The 19,159-nt window shown below is 32.4% G+C and carries 17 protein-coding genes; 13 read left to right on the forward strand and 4 right to left on the reverse strand.

Annotation, left to right across the window (positions count from 1 at the left end; genetic code table 11):
• Positions 1 to 738 precede the first annotated feature (738 nt).
• The 7 genes from MHZ36_RS01760 (at position 739) to MHZ36_RS01790 (ending at position 8,804) form a co-directional block, all read left to right on the forward strand.
• Positions 739 to 2,133, forward strand: a complete 1,395-nt coding sequence (locus tag MHZ36_RS01760; protein ID WP_239229224.1) for a YfcC family protein — start codon at positions 739 to 741, stop codon at positions 2,131 to 2,133.
• 227 nt (positions 2,134 to 2,360) lie between these two features.
• Positions 2,361 to 4,406, forward strand: coding sequence for a glucose-specific PTS transporter subunit IIBC (gene ptsG, locus MHZ36_RS01765; RefSeq protein ID WP_239229225.1), 2,046 nt, complete (start codon positions 2,361 to 2,363; stop codon positions 4,404 to 4,406).
• A gap of 533 nt (positions 4,407 to 4,939) precedes the next feature.
• Positions 4,940 to 5,491 carry a GNAT family N-acetyltransferase gene (locus MHZ36_RS01770; protein WP_239229226.1) on the forward strand — a complete coding sequence of 184 codons (552 nt, stop codon included), beginning with the start codon at positions 4,940 to 4,942 and terminating at the stop codon, positions 5,489 to 5,491.
• A 106-nt stretch (positions 5,492 to 5,597) separates the two neighbouring features.
• Positions 5,598 to 6,572: a D-cysteine desulfhydrase family protein gene (locus tag MHZ36_RS01775; RefSeq protein ID WP_239229227.1), complete on the forward strand. Its 975-nt coding sequence runs from the start codon at positions 5,598 to 5,600 to the stop codon at positions 6,570 to 6,572.
• A gap of 117 nt (positions 6,573 to 6,689) precedes the next feature.
• Positions 6,690 to 7,019, forward strand: a complete 330-nt coding sequence (locus MHZ36_RS01780) for a thioredoxin family protein (protein WP_239229229.1) — start codon at positions 6,690 to 6,692, stop codon at positions 7,017 to 7,019.
• 186 nt (positions 7,020 to 7,205) lie between these two features.
• A complete protein-coding gene (locus MHZ36_RS01785; RefSeq protein WP_239229230.1) occupies positions 7,206 to 7,724 on the forward strand; it encodes a GNAT family N-acetyltransferase in 519 nt (172 codons plus the stop codon).
• A gap of 108 nt (positions 7,725 to 7,832) precedes the next feature.
• Positions 7,833 to 8,804, forward strand: coding sequence for an alpha/beta hydrolase fold domain-containing protein (locus MHZ36_RS01790; RefSeq protein ID WP_239229231.1), 972 nt, complete (start codon positions 7,833 to 7,835; stop codon positions 8,802 to 8,804).
• Positions 8,805 to 8,907: 103 nt separating this feature from the next.
• Here the strand turns inward: MHZ36_RS01790 and MHZ36_RS01795 are convergent, their stop codons facing one another.
• On the reverse strand, positions 8,908 to 9,813 hold the full coding sequence (locus MHZ36_RS01795; RefSeq protein WP_239229232.1) for a DMT family transporter: 906 nt from the start codon (positions 9,811 to 9,813) through the stop codon (positions 8,908 to 8,910).
• 104 nt (positions 9,814 to 9,917) lie between these two features.
• Between MHZ36_RS01795 and MHZ36_RS01800 the strand changes: the two genes are divergently transcribed.
• Positions 9,918 to 10,805, forward strand: coding sequence for an AraC family transcriptional regulator (locus tag MHZ36_RS01800; protein ID WP_239229233.1), 888 nt, complete (start codon positions 9,918 to 9,920; stop codon positions 10,803 to 10,805).
• Positions 10,806 to 10,896: 91 nt separating this feature from the next.
• Here the strand turns inward: MHZ36_RS01800 and MHZ36_RS01805 are convergent, their stop codons facing one another.
• Both MHZ36_RS01805 and MHZ36_RS01810 read right to left on the reverse strand, forming a co-directional pair.
• Positions 10,897 to 12,054 carry an ArgE/DapE family deacylase gene (locus MHZ36_RS01805; protein ID WP_239229234.1) on the reverse strand — a complete coding sequence of 386 codons (1,158 nt, stop codon included), beginning with the start codon at positions 12,052 to 12,054 and terminating at the stop codon, positions 10,897 to 10,899.
• Positions 12,055 to 12,203: 149 nt separating this feature from the next.
• Positions 12,204 to 12,527, reverse strand: a complete 324-nt coding sequence (locus tag MHZ36_RS01810) for a hypothetical protein (RefSeq protein WP_239229235.1) — start codon at positions 12,525 to 12,527, stop codon at positions 12,204 to 12,206.
• A 449-nt stretch (positions 12,528 to 12,976) separates the two neighbouring features.
• Here MHZ36_RS01810 and pgsB point away from each other — a divergent pair, with 449 nt between their 5' ends.
• From pgsB to MHZ36_RS01835, 5 genes are read left to right on the forward strand one after another with little or no spacing between them, the layout of a single operon-like run.
• Positions 12,977 to 14,134, forward strand: a complete 1,158-nt coding sequence (pgsB, locus tag MHZ36_RS01815) for a poly-gamma-glutamate synthase PgsB (protein ID WP_239229236.1) — start codon at positions 12,977 to 12,979, stop codon at positions 14,132 to 14,134.
• A 1-nt stretch (position 14,135) separates the two neighbouring features.
• Positions 14,136 to 14,588: a poly-gamma-glutamate biosynthesis protein PgsC gene (gene pgsC, locus MHZ36_RS01820; protein WP_042740332.1), complete on the forward strand. Its 453-nt coding sequence runs from the start codon at positions 14,136 to 14,138 to the stop codon at positions 14,586 to 14,588.
• Positions 14,589 to 14,602: 14 nt separating this feature from the next.
• A complete protein-coding gene (locus tag MHZ36_RS01825) occupies positions 14,603 to 15,673 on the forward strand; it encodes a CapA family protein (RefSeq protein WP_239229237.1) in 1,071 nt (356 codons plus the stop codon).
• A complete protein-coding gene (locus MHZ36_RS01830; RefSeq protein WP_239229238.1) occupies positions 15,663 to 15,821 on the forward strand; it encodes a hypothetical protein in 159 nt (52 codons plus the stop codon). Before MHZ36_RS01825 ends, MHZ36_RS01830 begins: the two co-directional genes overlap by 11 nt.
• Positions 15,822 to 15,823: 2 nt before the next feature.
• On the forward strand, positions 15,824 to 17,416 hold the full coding sequence (locus tag MHZ36_RS01835; protein ID WP_239229239.1) for a gamma-glutamyltransferase: 1,593 nt from the start codon (positions 15,824 to 15,826) through the stop codon (positions 17,414 to 17,416).
• 147 nt (positions 17,417 to 17,563) lie between these two features.
• On the opposite strand, the gene MHZ36_RS01840 is transcribed toward MHZ36_RS01835, so the two are convergent.
• Complete coding sequence (locus MHZ36_RS01840) at positions 17,564 to 18,901, reverse strand: aspartate aminotransferase family protein (protein WP_239229240.1); 1,338 nt, start codon at positions 18,899 to 18,901, stop codon at positions 17,564 to 17,566.
• Between the last annotated feature and the right edge of the window lie 258 nt (positions 18,902 to 19,159).

The following is a 19,159-nucleotide window of genomic DNA, read 5'->3' on the forward strand; positions in this document are numbered from 1 at the left end:
TCCCCACATTAGCCAAACGTACAATCAAATCTAGTTTAACACCTTATTCAAAAAAATTAAATTGAACGGTTTAATTCAGTAATGCTTATTTTAAATATGATACCTTGACTAATCGTAGGAAGAGTCTGGGACATAAATACCCAATCTCAAAAAAGAGGGCTAATCCTTTATGGATTAGTCCTCTTTATATTTAAAATCTTACGATTTTGACCGTGTATGCTTGCCTGGGGTATGGTTCGAGCCTGTAGTCTCTTACTCATACTATTCCTCTAAGCGTCAGCACGTTACAAAATCAGTACAATATATAGTTTGTTATTCAAATAAATAAGGTCCATTCGTATAATTTAATAATCACTATTAAACTAAATTAACAAGATGCCTTTTGTATAAAGATTATAACATGCCTCAAACTACACTACCTATGCATATTTCAACTTTAATTCCTAATAATGATATAGCAAAATTTGTATTTAAGATCCTTGTAACAATACTATATGGTAAATTCGAAAACTGCTAACATCATCATAGTAAAACTTCATATCAGCCTAAAAAATAAACGTTAATTACTATATCATATCAATAGAAATTGAGGTTTATTCTTTAGATAGAGATGTTTATGTCCCAGGCTCTTATTTTATATGTAAAATTAATGTGATTGAATATTTCCTGGAAAATAGGTTATGTATGTATAGAGTAAAGTTACATATTAAATGTGTAACAAAGGGGTGTAATCTAATCATGGATAAACTATTTAATAAATTAAAGTGTATGAAAACACCACATACATACGCATTGTTACTTTCAATTATTATTTGTGCAAGCATATTAACATATATTATACCTGCTGGTACTTATGATAGAGAGAAAAAAGGAGAACAAACACTCGTAGTTTCTGGAACGTATCATGAAATTCAACAGCATGGTGTATCTTTTTTTGATATTTTTCGTGCTATCCCTGAAGGCTTGATTAGTGGTGGGGAAATCGTATTTTATATCTTTTTAGTAGGTGGGGCGTTTGGTATAGTCCATAAGACAGGTGCATTTGAAAATGGTGTGAATACGGCAATGCAAAAATTGGGTAGACTTAAAATATTGATGATACCTTTAACAATGCTAACATTTTCAATACTAGGCTTTACGATAGGATTAGCAGAAGAAACAATTATCTTTGTACCAATTGGAATTATAATTGCACGAACGTTAGGTTATGATGCTATGACTGGTGTGTCAATGGTTATACTTGGTGCCGCTAGTGGTTTTTTGGGCGGCATGCTAAATCCTTTTACTGTTGGTGTCGCACAATCGGTTGCAGAATTACCTATGTTCTCAGGATGGGGACTTCGTACGATGATTTATATTGTGGTATTAAGCGTAGCAATTTCTGTAGTCATGTTGTATGGTCGAAGAGTAAAGGCAGATTTGTCCAATAGTATCGTTTATGAATTAGAGCAGAAAGAAGCGGTGAAGCAAGATATAGTAGATAAACCACGCTTCAGTAAACGGCAAGCCAGTGGACTTTTACTTATCAGTCTAACCATTTTATTGAATGTTTACGGCATATTTACGTTTGGATGGTCATTTAATGAAATGAGCGCTAATTTTATTCTTGCAGGCTTATTAGCAGGAATTATCGGAGGATTAGGCGTGAATGGTACATTTGATGCGATGATAGAAGGGATGAAAGACATCCTTTTTGGCGCCATGATTGTTGGGTTTGCTAAAGGTATAATTGTCATATTAGAAAATGGGAAAGTTATTGATTCTATCGTACATGGTATGACGATGTTATTACACGGTGTACATCCTACAATTGTGATTTTAATGATGTTTGTATTACAATTCTTATTAAATTTCTTTATTCCCTCAGGTTCTGGTCAAGCATTAACGACTATGCCATTAATGGTTCCAATCTCTGATTTATTAGGTATCAATAGACAACTTACTGTATTGGCTTTTCAATATGGTGATGCAATCAGCAATGTATTGTTTCCGACATCTGCAATTTTGATGGGAGCATTAGCAGTAGGTAAGATTACATACGTACAATGGTTGAAATTTGCCTGGAAACTGATTGTGTTATGGATAATTGTATGTAGTTTAGCTATGACCTTAGCGTTGCTATTAGGTTATTAGACACTCGTTTTCTTGAAGTAAGTAATTTCTAATTAATATAGAAAAAGATATTGTAAAAATAGCGCTTTCATTATATAATGACTTCAAATACAATATCATATTGCGTGTTACTGGTGAGGCAGGCATGAGCAAACGAAATGACTATTATAGATGGATAGTCTTTGTTTGTTCATGCCTTTTTGTATGCCATTAACATACAATTAGTGAGTTAAGAAGGGATGTTATTTATGTTTAAGAAACTTTTTGGGCAATTGCAACGTATTGGGAAAGCGTTGATGTTACCAGTTGCAATTTTACCTGCTGCTGGACTATTACTTGCTCTTGGGACAGCTTTTCAAGGAGAATTTTTACAGTCTTATTTACCATTTATTAAAGTAGAAGGTTTTCAGAATGTAGCTAAAATGATGGAAGGCGCAGGCGGTATTATTTTTGATAATTTACCAATTATTTTTGCGCTTGGTGTAGCTATTGGATTAGCAAGTGGGGATGGTGTAGCCGCAATTGCAGCATTTGTTGGTTTTATTGTTATGAATAAAACAATGGGTGCATTTTTAGAAATTACACCTAAAAACGTCGATGACGCAGCGAGTGGTTATGCGAGTGTATTAGGTATTCCAACATTACAAACGGGTGTGTTTGGCGGTATAATTGTCGGGGCACTGGCAGCTTGGTGTTATAATAAATTTTATAATATATCACTACCGAGTTATTTAGGATTTTTTGCTGGAAAACGTTTCGTACCTATTATGATGGCAACATGTTCATTTATTTTAGCCTTTCCAATGGCATTAGTTTGGCCAACAATTCAACATGGCCTAAATGCATTTAGTGAAGGTTTACTAGATTCAAATACAGGTTTAGCAGTATTCTTATTTGGTTTTATCAAAAGATTATTAATACCATTTGGTTTGCATCATATATTCCATGCGCCATTTTGGTTTGAATTTGGAAGTTATAAAAATGCTGCAGGACAAATCATTCACGGTGATCAGCGTATCTTTATAGATCAAATTCGTGATAATGTATCATTAACAGCCGGTAAATTTATGGGAGGAGAATTCCCAGTGATGATGTTCGGCCTTCCTGCTGCGGCATTAGCTATATATCATTCAGCTAAAAAAGAAAATCGTAAAGTTGTCGGAGGATTGATGTTATCTGGCGCTTTAACATCATTCTTAACTGGTATTACAGAACCGCTAGAATTTTCATTCTTATTTGTAGCACCTTTATTATTCTTTATTCATGCGTTACTAGATGGCTTAAGTTTCTTGATTATGTATTTACTTAATGTTCATTTAGGTTACACATTCTCAGGTGGATTTATTGATTTCTTACTATTAAATATTATGCCGAATAAAACAGCATGGTGGCTCGTTATACCTGTAGGACTCGTTTATGGTGTGTTATATTACTTTATCTTTAGATTCATTATTAAGAAATTTAATTATAAGACACCGGGTCGAGAAGACAAAGACATGCAAAGTAATACTGTAGCCAAAAATGATTTACCATTTAAAGTGTTAGAGGCAATGGGTGGTAAAGATAATATTAAACATTTAGATGCTTGTATTACACGTCTTAGAGTTGAAGTTAATAATAAATCTGTTGTCGATGTAGATTCATTAAAACAACTTGGGGCATCAGGTGTACTTGAAGTTGGTAATAATATGCAAGCAATTTTTGGTCCGAAATCAGATCAAATCAAGCATGATATGGCTAGAATTATGAACGGTGAAATTACAAAGCCAAGTGAAACTACAATTACAGATGAAGCGGTAGTACAAGTACCACCGTCAGATAGTCAAGATAAAGCAGATAATCAAACACTGATTGAAATCTTTGCGCCAGGAAGTGGAAAAATTGTACCTTTAAGTGAGGTTCCTGACCAAGTATTTGCTCAGAAAATGATGGGTGAAGGTGTTGGTTTTATTCCAGAATCGGGAACGATTGTAGCACCATTTGACGGTACGGTTAAAACAATTTTCCCAACAAAACACGCAATTGGTTTGGTTTCTGATGACGGTTTAGAATTATTGATTCATATTGGTATTGATACTGTGAAGTTAGAAGGTAAAGGATTTGAAAGTTTAGTAGCAACGGATGAACACATTAAAAAAGGGCAACCGATTATGAAAGTAGACCTTGATTACATTAAGGCACATGCACCAAGTATTGTGACACCGTTAGTATTAACAAACTTAGAAGAGCGAAACTTTAAAGTCCAAGATGTTGAACATGTAACAAGTGGAGACTTACTTATTACAGTGAGATAATCATTGTGTATAGCATACTGTTATACTATTAAAAATCATTTTAAGAGTCTGGGACATAAACATCTCTGACTAAAAAATAAACGTCAATTTCTATTGAGATTATATAGAAATTGGCGTTTTCTTGATTTATCTTTAAGAAACATGCCATATGTTATAAGTAGTGATTATTAAATTATACGAAAAGCCCTTATTTTTTGAAAAACAAACTATATATTGTACTAGTTTTGTAACGTGCTGACGCCTAGGGGAATCGTATGAGTGAGAGACTACAGGCTCGAACCATACCCCAGGCAAGCATGCACGGTCAAAATCGTAAGATTTTAAATATAAAGAGGACTAATCTATAAAGGATTAGCCCTCTTCTTTGAGATTGGGTATTTATGTACTAGACTATGTGTTTTTTTATAGACAATGTGATGTTTGTGTTTGCTATAAATTACTACATTTAATATTTTGTTGTTTACGTAAATTAAATATTGAAAAATTCTGAATTTATATCTACTATAAAGTAAATAGATATAAAGGGTGATTATATGGAATATCAACTATCGATTAATGTTACATCTCAAATTAGACTTGTACAGCCAGAATTATATATGGCAGAAGCGTTGTATAATACAATAAAATCTAACTATCAACACTTGGCGACCTTTCTAGACTTTATTCAAGAGGATATGACACTTGAAGATGAACAACAATATTTAACAATGATGTTAGAACATCAAGCACAAAATAAAGGTCGGTTATATCTTATCTATTTTAAAGATGAGTTGATTGGTACGATTGATCTACATAACATCCAAATGCAACATAAAAAGGCAGAAATTGGTTATTGGATTGCTAAAAGTTACGCAGGCCGTCAGATTACTACGCAATGCGTTCAACATTTGTGCTACCTTGCCTTTGAAGTATTTGGCTTGAACAAATTGACTATTAAGGCAGATGTTCGCAATATTGCTAGTAATAAAGTAGCGGAAAAATCAGGTTTCTCTTTTGTCGGAACGGATTTAGAAGATATGTTTGATGGTGAGGCATACAGAGATATGAATCGTTATTCACTATTAAAGTATGATTATAACAAGTAATCACTCTAATTCATGCTGAAGTATTTTACATGTTAAGTGTTTCCAAAATTTAATCACTTTTAGTACATATTAAATGGAACAAAGGTAATCATAGGAGGAATGATCATTGTTACAACGCAAATTAAATGTTGCTAATTTAAATACACCAATTCAAAAGTTAGATTATTTAAGTGAACAGCTTGGTAAAAATATTTATGTAAAACGAGATGATTATACTGGCGCAGAAATATCTGGTAATAAAGTTAGAAAATTAGAGTACTCAATTCAATATGTATTTGATAATAATTATGATGCGGTGATAACGACAGGAGCTATTACTTCAAATCATGCACGTGCAACGGCGGCTTTATGTGCAAAATATAATATAGAATGCCATTTAGTATTAAGAGGCGATGAAGCGATATTTGAAGGAAATTTATTTTTAGGCACTATGCTTGGTGCTCATATTCATCAAATAGACTCAAGTGTTTCTAGAGAAGATACAATGTCAGAAATTAAGGAACAGTTAATAGCCAAAGGAAAGCAACCATTTATTATTCCTGTAGGTGCTTCAGATTGGATTGGCACACACGGTTATATAAATGCATATGAAGAAATTATGAACCAAACAAAAGTATTGAATTTACATTTTGATTCTATTAACGTGGCAGTTGGTTCAGGTGGCACATATGCGGGTTTATGGTATGGAAATCAAATAAATAAAAAGAACATAGAAATTATTGGATATGCGGTAGACCAAAATTCGGAGGCATTTAAAGAAAAGGTGGAAGCAATTATTCATGAATTGGATAGCGATATGACTGATTTTGATACGATTCAAATCAATGATCAATATATTGGATTAGGGTATGGCAAGTCTACAGATGAAGAATTAGCCTTTTATATTGAAATTGCAAAACAAGAAGGTATTATATTTGACCCAACTTATACTGGAAAAGCATTTCGCGGATTAATTTCAGAGATAAAGCAAGGATATTATGATAAACAAGAAAACATATTATTTATTCATACTGGTGGTCTACAAGGATATACAGAACAAACAAGACACCGTATTCAACAGTTGATTACTGACCAAAAATAATAATGCGTTCTTTATATGAAAATGATAAAGTCATTTTCAGAGCAAATAAATTGCGAAAAGGTATTTTTTTATATCATAATGATATACACTTTATGAGCTAAGGAAGGTGGTCGTAGGGTGAATCAAACGTTATCAACAATCAATTCATTTCAAAATTTTATAGATGCTCATGATTTAGCGGTCATCCATGTGATGAGAGATAATTGTAGTGTATGCCATGCAGTATTGCCACAAATAAAGGGACTTGTTCAAGAATATCCTGGTGTTGCACTAGGTGTAATCAATCAAAGTGAATTAGAAGCGATTGCAGGAGAGTTAAATATCTTTACTGTTCCCGTGGATTTAATTTATCTAAAAGGTAAAGAGATGCATAGGCAGGGACGTTTTATCGATATGCAGGAATTTGAAAAACATTTAATGCTAATGTATCAAAGTATAGAAAGATAGAGAGAAAAGTATATAATATATTATCGTAGGTTCCTACACTATTGGTTAATTACAATAAACTGATTGTGTGGGACTTTTTTTACATTATAAATTGCGTAAAATAAAAGTTGGTTTCATTTAATAAAATGTATCATTATTAAATGAAATATTGTATTATAGTGATAATTAGTAGTGGGAGGTGGGGTTATGCGAATTGAACGCATTTGCCCAAATGAAGCAGAAGCACTGTATCACTGTATGAAACAAATCGATAAAGAATCACAATTTATGTTATATTTGCCAGACGAAAGAAACTTTAATCATCAGCAGTTGTCTGAGGAACTCAAGTTCAACTTTTATATAGGAGTTAAAACCGATGAGGGTGAAATTGTAGGTTATTTGATGGTTCATATAAGTACAATATCTAAAATAAAACACATCGGCTATATAAATACAGGTATGATAAATGCGTATAGAAAACAGGGATATGCGACACAAATGTTTGAGGAAACATTAAAATGGGCAGAACGAAAAGGATTGAGAAGACTAGAACTAACGGTGATTACAACAAATACACCTGCAGTCAATTTTTACGAAAAATTAGGTTTTAAGATTGAAGGTATTAAAAGACAATCTATTTTTATGGATGATCACTATTTTGATGAACTGTATATGGCTAAGTTACTCAATGAGGGGCTAAATGAAGAAAATAATATTATTTGGTAGTTATTAGTGAATTACCTCTTTTATAAAAAAGTGAAATATACTTAAAATAGAATAAATCCTTTTTCAAAATGCGATAACTTTATTATCATTGGAAAAGGAGGCGATGACATGTTAAAAAGAATATTTATATTACCATTTTTGGTAATTTTAAGTACATATAGTTATGCAAAGCTAAAAGAGAAGCGCAGTTATAAAAGTTTCATTTATGAGATAATGTTAAAAATAAAACAAACGAAAAAGGCTTTTTTAACTGTAGAAGGGGCAAGGCAAGCTCAATCAAACATTCAAGTTGAAACCTATGGTCCACATACGACATTAAATCATCAATTTAAATGTGGAATTAAGCGTGAAACAATAACAGGTGCTACAACATACATAATCAATGAACAAAAAGATGAAGTACAAGATGTGGTGCTCTATATTCATGGCGGTGCATGGTTTAAAGATCCTTTAGATGCGCATTTTCAATTTGTAGATCAACTTGCCAATGAGTTAAATGCAATTGTTATTATGCCGATTTATCCAAAGGTGCCCCATGCAAATTATCAAGATACATTTAATATGTTAGAAGTCATTTATAATAGAATACAAAATAAATATCAAAACGGGGTACGTATTACGCTGATTGGTGACTCAGCAGGAGGACAAATTGCATTGTCATTTGCGCAATTGATGAAGTTGCAAGGTATTAATCAGCCAGATAATTTAGTGTTAATTTCTCCAGTACTAGATGCTAGCCTAAGTAATCCAGATATCTTTAAATATAAAAATAAGGATCCAATGCTTGGTGTACATGGATTGAAATATTTTATAAAACAATGGGCATCGGAATTACCTATAGAGGATTGGCGCATTTCTCCAATCAATGGAAATTTAACAGGATTAGGGCACATCACATTGATAGTAGGGACAAAAGAATTACTATACCCGGATGTACGTCGCTTATCTACTTTATTGAATCAGTATAAGGTGCCACATGAATTTATCATCGGCTATAATTTATTCCATATTTATCCTGTGTTTGATATTCCTGAAAGAAGACAGGTGATTACGAAATTAAGATGTATTTTGAAGCAATAGCAAAGGCTACTGTAAAAAATGAAATAGTGCAAAAGTTAAATTAAAGGGAGTGTGAGTTGAAATTTACAAATTTCAATTCACACTCCCTTTCTTTATGATTCAATTATTGCTTTTTCAAAGATAATGATAAAATTAAGATAATGATTAATATAATACCTATGATTTGAAGCGGTAGGAATTTAACATGTAACCATACAGCGCTAGATACAATAGCCATGACGGGTTCAATGGTTCCAAATAACGTGGTTTCTTTGGCAGTAAGATAGTTCAAACTTTGAATAAAGAATAAAAAAGCGATGGCTGTGCCAATAATGATGCCAAAAGCAAGGTATATCCCAGTTGAGAGGCTGATATTTGTAATATTAACATCCCATATTGGTGCCTTAAAGTTTAATAAAATTCCGGAAATAAGCATTGCCCATCCAACGACAAGAACAGATGGATAACGTAATAATAATCGTGTTGCATAAAGTGTGTAAAATGTTAATGAAATTCCTGAAATAATACCCCAATAAACACTCGGCATTGGAACGGTTAAATTACTCAGTGAGCCATTAGTTAACAATAAAAACGTCCCTGAAAGTGTAAGTACGATTGCTATTAAATCAAAAAATTTAAACCGCTCTTTTCCGCGTAAAACATACCATAGAATAATATAGAGTGGGGCAATATATTGTAACAATGTTGCTACTGCAGCATTCCCATAGTTGATAGATGCCATATAAGAATATTGCACTAAAAGCATACCGAATATTGAAAATATCATTAATTGCCAAATACTTTGTTTTGATTTAAATATTATAAAAATCGATATATTAGGGTTAAACAATTTAGAAATAACTAGTAACAAAATCCCACTAATCAATAAACGTGCAGTTACATACCAATTTATTTCTATATGTCGATGTTGAAATAAAAAGTCAGATACAGTACCACCTAATCCCCAAAATGAAGCACCTGCTATCGCCAAAAAAATCCCTAAAATTCTTTTTTCATTTATAAGTTGCATATGATCACCTGTAAAATATAATTATATTTTAACTATAAGCGAAATTTAAGTGATATAATATCTAAAAATCACTTAAAAATAGCAATATATTGAGGTGAAGAACTATGTACAATGAAATTATTGTTACAGATACAAGGGAAGAGCTCATACAATATCCGAATCAACAATGGAAACATATTATTTTACACACAGTACTAAATCAAACTCTGTTTGGTTATATTCCATTACATTGGCATAAAGCATTACAATTTATATTTGTAATAAAAGGACAATTAGAAATAGTTATTTCAGAAAATATAGAAACTGTAAATCAGGGAGAAGGGTTATTTATTAACTCAAATACAGTGCATGAAATTACTGGAAAATTACCAGATACCGCCTTTTATTGTTGGAATATTGAATTGCCAGATGCTTCGAATTATATGGAATATAATTATGTTACACATATAGTAAATAATGCTGATAAATCTCCATATTTAAAGTTAAGTCAGCAAGATGATATACAAATTGAAATCTTGAGATTGATAGACGAGGCAGGGAAATGTTACGAAGAAAAGTCAAACGATTACATGATAGACATTACCATTAATTATTATAAGATTTTAAAATATATTAACAGAATTATGGATAATCAAGTGACGACGATTACGTATCATTTTGATATTCGTGTGAAACAATTGATTGAATATATTCAATACAATGCAACAACTAAATTGTCATTGTCAGATTTAAGCACTATCATTCACATGAGTGAGTCTGAAACGATAAAAATTTTCAAACAATACATGCATCAAACACCATTTCAATATGTTTTAAATTATAGATTGGAACAAAGTATAGACATGCTTTTTAGTTATAAAAATCACTCTGTAACTGAAGTGGCAATGGCTTGTGGTTTTTCGACAACGAGTTATTATATTAAATTATTTAAAGAAAAATATGGAGAAACGCCAAAACAATATCAAAAGCGATTGCAAGCAATCAATGCATAAATCACAAATTAAAACACCCATATTTCACATAAAGGTTAGTGAGTATTCTGTATAGCCACTAACTCAAAATGTAATATGGGTGTTTATCTATTTAATTTAAGCTCTTTAAATAGGTTGGTAACATTTCTGTAAACAATGCTACAAAGGCTAAATAAATGGATTTTTCTACATGTTCATTAACTTGATGTGCTTGGCTAACGTTGCCTGGACCAAACATAATGAATGGAAAATTTTCATCTTTATCTACTAATAAGTCAGAGGCATCTGTTACACCTGGTGAAGCTTGTGCTTCAAGAGAAGTGTTAAGATATTTCATAGCAAATGATTGTGCATGGTGTACGAGTGAATTGTTTCCTGTGGTAAATACTGGTGGTCTAGACATATAAGTATCTATTGTAATTTGAGTTTGCTCTGTTTCAATTTGTTGTAAAATAGAATTGAAATAACTTACAAATTGGTGATTAACATGTTCTGGAATTGTACGAATATTGAATTCTGTTTCTGCATATTCGGGTAATGAATTGACCTGATTACCTCCCTTGAATATTGTCGCATTCATGATTGGAGGGCCAAGTAAAGGATTTGACTGATTAAACTTTTTAAATCCGTCATTTGCATTATAAACAAAATCAATAAGTGGAGTTATAGCATTATAGCCTAAGTTTGGCATTGAACTATGGGCTGCTTTACCTTTTGAAGTAACGCGTATATCCATAGAACCTTTATGTGCATAAATAATCCTATCTTCGGATGGTTCAGCTATAATGAGGCCACATATATCATCCATATATCCTTGCGATTGAAAAGCTTTGGCACCCTCGCCCACGATTTCCTCTCCAGCTGTAGCAAGTAATCGAATTCTACCATATGTTAAAGTACCTGTTTCATGGATGTTAATCATACTGATAACTAATGCGGCTAAACCTGATTTCATGTCAGCCGTTCCACGTCCATAAAGCTTTCCTTCAACCTCAGTTAATTTATAAGGATCATATTGCCACTTAGAAACGTCACCCTCTGAAACAACATCCATATGTCCAGAAATACCTAAGACGGGTCCATTATTACCTATTTCAGCAACAAGGTTTGCACGCGTTTCTGATAATTTAATTATCTTTGCAGTAATACCGTGTTTATCTAATAATTCCTTTAAATAATTACAAACTTCAATTTCATTTTCATTTACGGATTTAATGCTGATTAAATCACTTAAAATGCGCACAACTTCTGTTTCAGTTATTTTAGACATAATAAAACCTCGCTCTCAACATTATGAAATTATTCAATATCATTATATCTTAAGCGAAGGTATCAAGTGTTTTATTATAAAAAAAAGGAAGTTAAGTAGTAATGTTAATGTAAATATTTGATTAAAAATAATTAATAAATTAATAAAACTCATACATGACTCGTAGATTTATTATTATCTACTGATGATGTATGAGTTAATTTTTGGTATTGAACTGATTCATTTTTTGAATTAGTTGATTGCTTATCTTTGGGAATACGACTTGTTTCTGATGTCGTTTGTCCTTGGTTATTATTTGTATTATCATTTTGATTTATTTGTTCAACATTTTTATTATTATCAGCATCTAAGACAGCGCCGCGCATATCGTTCCCCTGAAAATTACCAATTAAAATCATGATTAAATAGCTACAACATAATACTGCTACGATTGTTAGATAGATTGAAACTGCAAATTTTACAGATCTACTCAATGAACTGCCTCCTAAAGATATAGTTAATAATTACTACACATATAATGTAACACTTAATTTTTAATATCATGTAAAGATGCAGTAAAGTTTATATTTTTTAGAAATCATAATATCAATAGACATAAAAATTATTAAAATTTCTTTGTTATTTTTATAAGATTATTTTCTGTTATTAAATCATTGTCATATCAATACTTCGATGGGTATCGGTGTGTAAAATTACTTTGTTTGTAAAGTCGGATTTACAATTAATTAATCAGTCCTTCAAACAATTAAAACTATCTCAATACCACCATGATAGCATGACTGTATTGAATGATAGGGGCTAACTAGAAATAAGTTAGTTAACTCTTTTTTTAATAAGAATAAATATAAGTCTCCTAATTCTTAATTGAACTATTAAGCATTCAAATAAAAATTTAATATGCTGATGAAAAGAGGGACCAAATTTGCTACTAATCATAATATGTGTAGGTTTAATTCTATGGTTGGGTATCGTCGAAAAAAAGAAACATTCCAGACGATTAGAAAGAATACCTATACGCATAAACATTAATGGTATAAGAGGTAAATCTACCATTACAAGATTGATATATAGCACGTTACGTGAAGACAATTATCGAGTTATTGGAAAGACAACAGGTACAGATGCGCGTATGTTGTATTGGTTTACACCGAGAGAGTATCCCGTATATAGAAAGCCTCAGGGTGCCAACATAGGTGAACAACGAGATATTATTCGTAAAGTAGTAAAACAAAAAGCAAATGCTTTAGTAAACGAATGTATGGCAGTAAATCCAGATTATCAACTTACATTTCAACGAGAATTGGTTAAGGCTAATATTGGTGTCATTGTAAATGTGATGGAGGATCATATGGATGTGCTTGGTCCAACATTAAAAGAAGTAGCAGAAGCGTTTACGGCCACAATTCCTTACAAAGGTCATCTTATTGTTATGAAGGATGATTATACAGATTTTTTTGCAAAAGTAGCGAAAAGACGTAAGACCAAACTAATTGTGGTAGATAAAGATGAAGTTCCGGAATCTTATTTAAGACAATTTGGATACATAGTCTTTCCAGATAATGTAGCAATTGCCATGGGTGTTGCGGAAGCGTTAGGTATTGATAGAGAAACGGCTCTTAGAGGTATGCTCAATGCACCTCCTGATGTGGGTGCCGTTGAAGTTAAATACTTTAATGCCAATAACACGACGAATGTTTATGTAAATGCATTTGCTGCAAATGAACCAAAATCGACAATTGCGATATTAAATAAGGTTGAAGATTACAATTATCCTTATTCAAAGATAGTTATCATACTCAATTGTCGTGCAGATAGGGTGGATAGAACAAAACAATTTGTGAATGATTTTATTCCAAATGTTGAATTTGACACTTTAATTTGTACCGGTAAAAGTACACAAATGGTTACTGAAGCAATGAAACAACAGCCAAATAAAAAATATTTGAACTTTGAAGGAAAAAGTATGAAAGCAGTTGAAGAAGCATTACATTCAGAATCAAACAATGCATTAATTTTTTGTGTTGGTAATATTCACGGACCAGGTAAACAAATAGCGCAATATATAGAAGGGATCAAATAATATGATAGGTTCAGAGTTATATTTTTCATTATTTGTGGGCATTGTATTAAGTTTAATCTTTGCCGAAAAATTCGGTATTAGTCCAGCTGGACTCGTAGTTCCAGGTTATTTAGCTTTAATCTTTGATCAACCAGTTATGTTATTGTCCGTGCTGATCATCAGTTGTATTACATATTTTATTGTGAATCATGGTGTGAGCAGATTCGTCATATTATATGGTAGGAGAAAGTTTGCAGCGATGATACTAACTGGAATGGTATTGAAATTTATATTTGATTTAATCTACCCACTGACCCCATTTGAAATGGTAGAAATGTCAGGTATAGGGGTTGTGATACCAGGTATTATTGCAAACACGATTCAAAAACAAGGTGTCATTATTACTTTATCTACATGTATGCTTTTAACATGTATTACTTACGTCATCTTATTCTTTTATAGCTTTATTAATTAGTAAGGAGCATGTATATGAAGAATTCAAAACGACTTTCTATAGATGAACGTGTATTAAAGTGGACCAAGCGTCATAAAAAACGCAACACCATATACACCAGTATTATCTTATTAGCAGCAGTAGTACTTTTAGTATTTACAATGACATCAATAAAAACATATCCAGTTAAAGCTATGGCGAAAGCAAATAATGATATCAGGATGACTTATTTAGGCAATGTAGAATTAAATAAACATATTCGTAAAAATAATATCAACGATTCGTTTAGTGCTATAAAAGATATCTTAAAAGGGAGTGATTACTCCACAGCAAGCTTAAAACTTTCTGAATTTGCAAATGACAAAAATGGAAATATTAAAGGAAATTTAAGCAACGTTATGTTTTTAAAAAGTTTGAATATTAAAAGTTTAAATATTATCAATCAAGTGACAGATAATATAACTGCTAGAGATTTCAGCAAAGCAGTTGAATCAAAAGCCGGTTATAACTATTTAACAGGTAATGGATCTAATCCAATAAATAGTAAGACTGTACAACAAACTGTAAAAGGGAAAAAAATTGCTACAGTTTCCTTTTCAGATGTTGAATCAGATTACACTGATCCTTTAAAAAATACGACATCCATTAGCTTAGAACCTAGCATATTTATACCATTAATTAAAAAGCTAAAAGAAAATAATGATTATGTTGTTGTCAATGTCGATTGGGGTATCCCTGATGAAAGAAGTGTTACAACAAGACAAAGGCAATATGCACACGCATTATCAGATGCTGGTGCAGACGTAATTGTTGGTCACAACTCTGTTGTTCAAGAAATTGAAAATTACAAAAAGACAAGTATTTTTTATAGTTTAGGTAATGTTACTTCAGAAGGCTTTCTTTCAAAAAATAAACAAGGATTAACCGTTCAACAAAATTGGGACGGCAAGAAATCGCAATTTATGGTAACGCCTATAAAGTCACAAGGTGGAAAAATAACTGAATCAAGACCAAATAAAGTAGAAGAAGTAAAACTGTTAAATAATTTGCAAAGTGATAGCGTAAAACTAAAAAAAGAGAATGGAGGTTACGTATATGAACATTAAAGAAAACTGGGTGAGTCTTTCAGTGATTATAGTCGTGTTAGTCATTTTCCTATTGATTGTTTTTGCAAAAGCAAATGAAGGCCTTGATCAATATGAGTTAAATGAACTTAAATCAACACATCATCAATATTTGTCTAAAGGAGCCTGAGTATGAGCATTTATAATAAACGCGTGCTCATCGTAATACTCATTCTTACTATCATAATTTCTGTGTTATTTTTTTTAGTCACAAAAAAAGACAACTATGATAAAGACGATTTATATGAGAATAAAATTGCTGATCATAAACAAGATACATCAGACAAAAATTACGGTGTAGCATCAAATAACCCTATCGCAACACGTGTAGGTGAGAAAATAATTAGAGATGGAGGCAATGCAGTTGACGCATCCGTAGGGATATCTTATGCATTAGCGGTGACAGAGCCACATTCATCTGGTTTAGGTGGTGGTGGCGCAATGTTAGCATATGATGGTCAAGCAAATGTTGCACCTAAACAATGGCAATACAAAGATATCTCATCATTTAATTATAAATCTAAAGACCAAATCGGTACGCCGGGGTTTGTTCGAGGTTTACATGATGCACACAAAGATGCAGGGAAAATGGATGAAAAGAAAATATTAAATTATGTCATCCCACTTGCAGAAGATGGTTTTGAAGTAGATTCTGAATTAGAACGAAGTTTGAAGTTATATGGTTCAGATGTAGATAGAGATTCTTCATTCTTTGATGGTAAGCAGACAAAGAGAGAAGGAGATGTTATCAAACAGCCTGAATTAGCTAAAACACTAAGAGGTATTAGAGACAAAGGACCAGATTACTTCTACGATAAAATTGGTAAAAGTATTTCCAAGCAAGTTGATGATAAATTGACAGAGAAAGACTTTAAATCATACAAAACAACGAAAAAAGAACCAGTAGGTACAGACTATTTAAATACAAAAATATATTCTGCCTCAAATCCACTAGGTGGTACATTGATGCTTCAAGGCATGAAAATAGATGAGTCTACTGATAATAAAGGTGCACCAGATAATCGATTGGATTATATAACGGGAATATTAAAATCAAGAGCGTTGATGTATAGAAATAGAGATATCGTCAACGGACAAGATGAAGACTATGATCAATATTTATCTCAAGATTATCTTTTAGGTAGATTAAATGAAGTGAATTTTAACAGTAACTTCAATACAACTAATATGGATAACACAAGTACGACACACTTTGTTGTTATTGATAAGAAAGGTAAGCTAGTGAGTACAACCAATACATTGTCTAGTTTCTTTGGTACTGGTAAGTATATGAAAGAAGGATTCTATATGAATAACTCACTTTCAAACTTCTCTAGCAACCCTGCAAGTCCAAATTATGCAGGTAAACATAAGGAGCCAAGATCATTTACTGCACCTAGTATCGTTGTCGGACCAGATTATTACTTAGGCATTGGAACACCTGGAGGTAACAAAATACCGACTACTATTAATGAAGTGCTTGTCGATTACTTGAGAGGCAATGGAACATTGCAAGAATCAATTGATAAACCTCGTTTCTATAACGATGGTGGAAAAATTTTCTATGAAAATGCAACATCCAAACAAGATATCGACATATTCAAAAGTTTAGGGTTCCAAATTGAAGAAAAAAGAAATGATCCAAACTTTGGTAGTGTACAGGCAGCTTTATTTAATAAAAATGACAAGACAGTAGAAATTGGGCATGATGTTGGTAACAGGTAAAGTGACAATATACGTGTCATAAGTTTGAATGTTATATAGTTTTAAAAATCAAAAAAAGAATAGATATCCTTATAGCAATTCATAAGGGTATCTACTCTTTTTTTTACCAATTAATAGAACAAATGTGTATATGAACACTGAATTAACTTACCAACCTTGTCCATCGACATTGTAATCGTCTAACTTACCAGATTGTAAATCTTGAATTGCGCTTTCTAATACATTAAGTGCATGATCTAGTTGTTCATAAGTAATGACCAGAGGTGGTTGGAATCTTAATACATTACCTGCAACCGCAATGATGATTACGCCGTTATCAAAACAACGATTACAAATTTTTAAAGCAGCATCTGCATCACGTGTTTTATTTACTTTATCAGAAATAATGTCGATGCCTATGGATAAACCTTTACCTCTGACATTACCGATGGAGGCATATTGCTCAACCCATTGATCGATACGGTTTCGCACGTAAGCACCTTTATCTTTACTAGCTTGTAATAAATTTTGATCTTCAATCATTTTTAGTGTTGCTAATGCGGCTTCACAACTTACAGGATTTGCTCCGGTTGTAAATAAATGTGCTGGTGCATCCAAATGGTCCATGATTTCAGCTCTGCCGACGATTGCTGACATTGGAAGACCACCAGCTAATGATTTACCAAAAGTTATAATATCAGGTTCAATGTCGAAGTGTGAAACTGAGCTCCATTCGCCAGTACGACCTAAGCCTTGTTGAATATCATCAACGGCTAATAGAATACCATGTTTTTTGCACAGGGCTTGTAAGGCTTCAAAATAGCCTTCGACAGGTTCTAACAGACCGCCATCACCTTGGAAAGTTTCAATCATAATACAGGCTACTTCTTCAGCAGGTACATATTTTTCAAACATTTCCTCAAGTGGTGCAAGGTACGATTTAACAGAATTGGGTTCTGTATTACCATACATGCCTCGATAATTATCAGGATAAGGGATGTGATAGAAACCAGGTAGCATTGGTCCATACTTTTTACGCATGTTTAAACTAATTGCTGACATCGATAAAGCACCATAGGTTGAACCGTGATAGGCATTGATGAAACTAATGACATAAGGTCGTCCAGTATATGCTTTGGTCAACTTGATAACACCGTCATTAGCATCAGATCCAGAAAGACCAAAGAGTACACGTTTTTCATAATTTCCAGGAGCGATGGCACATAATTTTTTAGAAAGTTTAACTAAAGGTTCATGGTACATGTAAGCAGGTGTGTAATGGATGAAACGATCTACTTGATCTTTGATCGCTTGTGTAACAGGCTCAGGTGCATGGCCTACATTTTGGGAACTAGCACTTGATAATAAATCAATATATGCCTTTCCATCTACATCGACTAAAGTGGCACCATAGCCGTGTGAGATAGCTAGTGGATAATATGGTATTCTGCCAGGTTTAGCAAAGTATTGATGATCTTCTTTTATGATTTTTTCTGATTTAGACATAATGTATTCGCCTCCAAGGTATGGTGTGAATTAAATCACTTTATCATTCGAGTTAATTGTTTTGAAAATACAAAGTACCTCAATTTTTGTGTTTATATGATAGGTGAAAAAGTTATAAATTATAAAAAACAGGATTGCCTATCTAGGTTATATGTAAAAATATACTAATGATTATCTGACTTGTAAATATATTCTGAAAATTTAAAATTGAATAAAACTAAAAATAGATATTATTTTCTCAAATAGTGAAAAATAACA

Source organism: Staphylococcus sp. ACRSN (assembly GCF_022346615.1).
In the GTDB taxonomy this organism is placed as follows: Bacteria; Bacillota; Bacilli; order Staphylococcales; family Staphylococcaceae; genus Staphylococcus.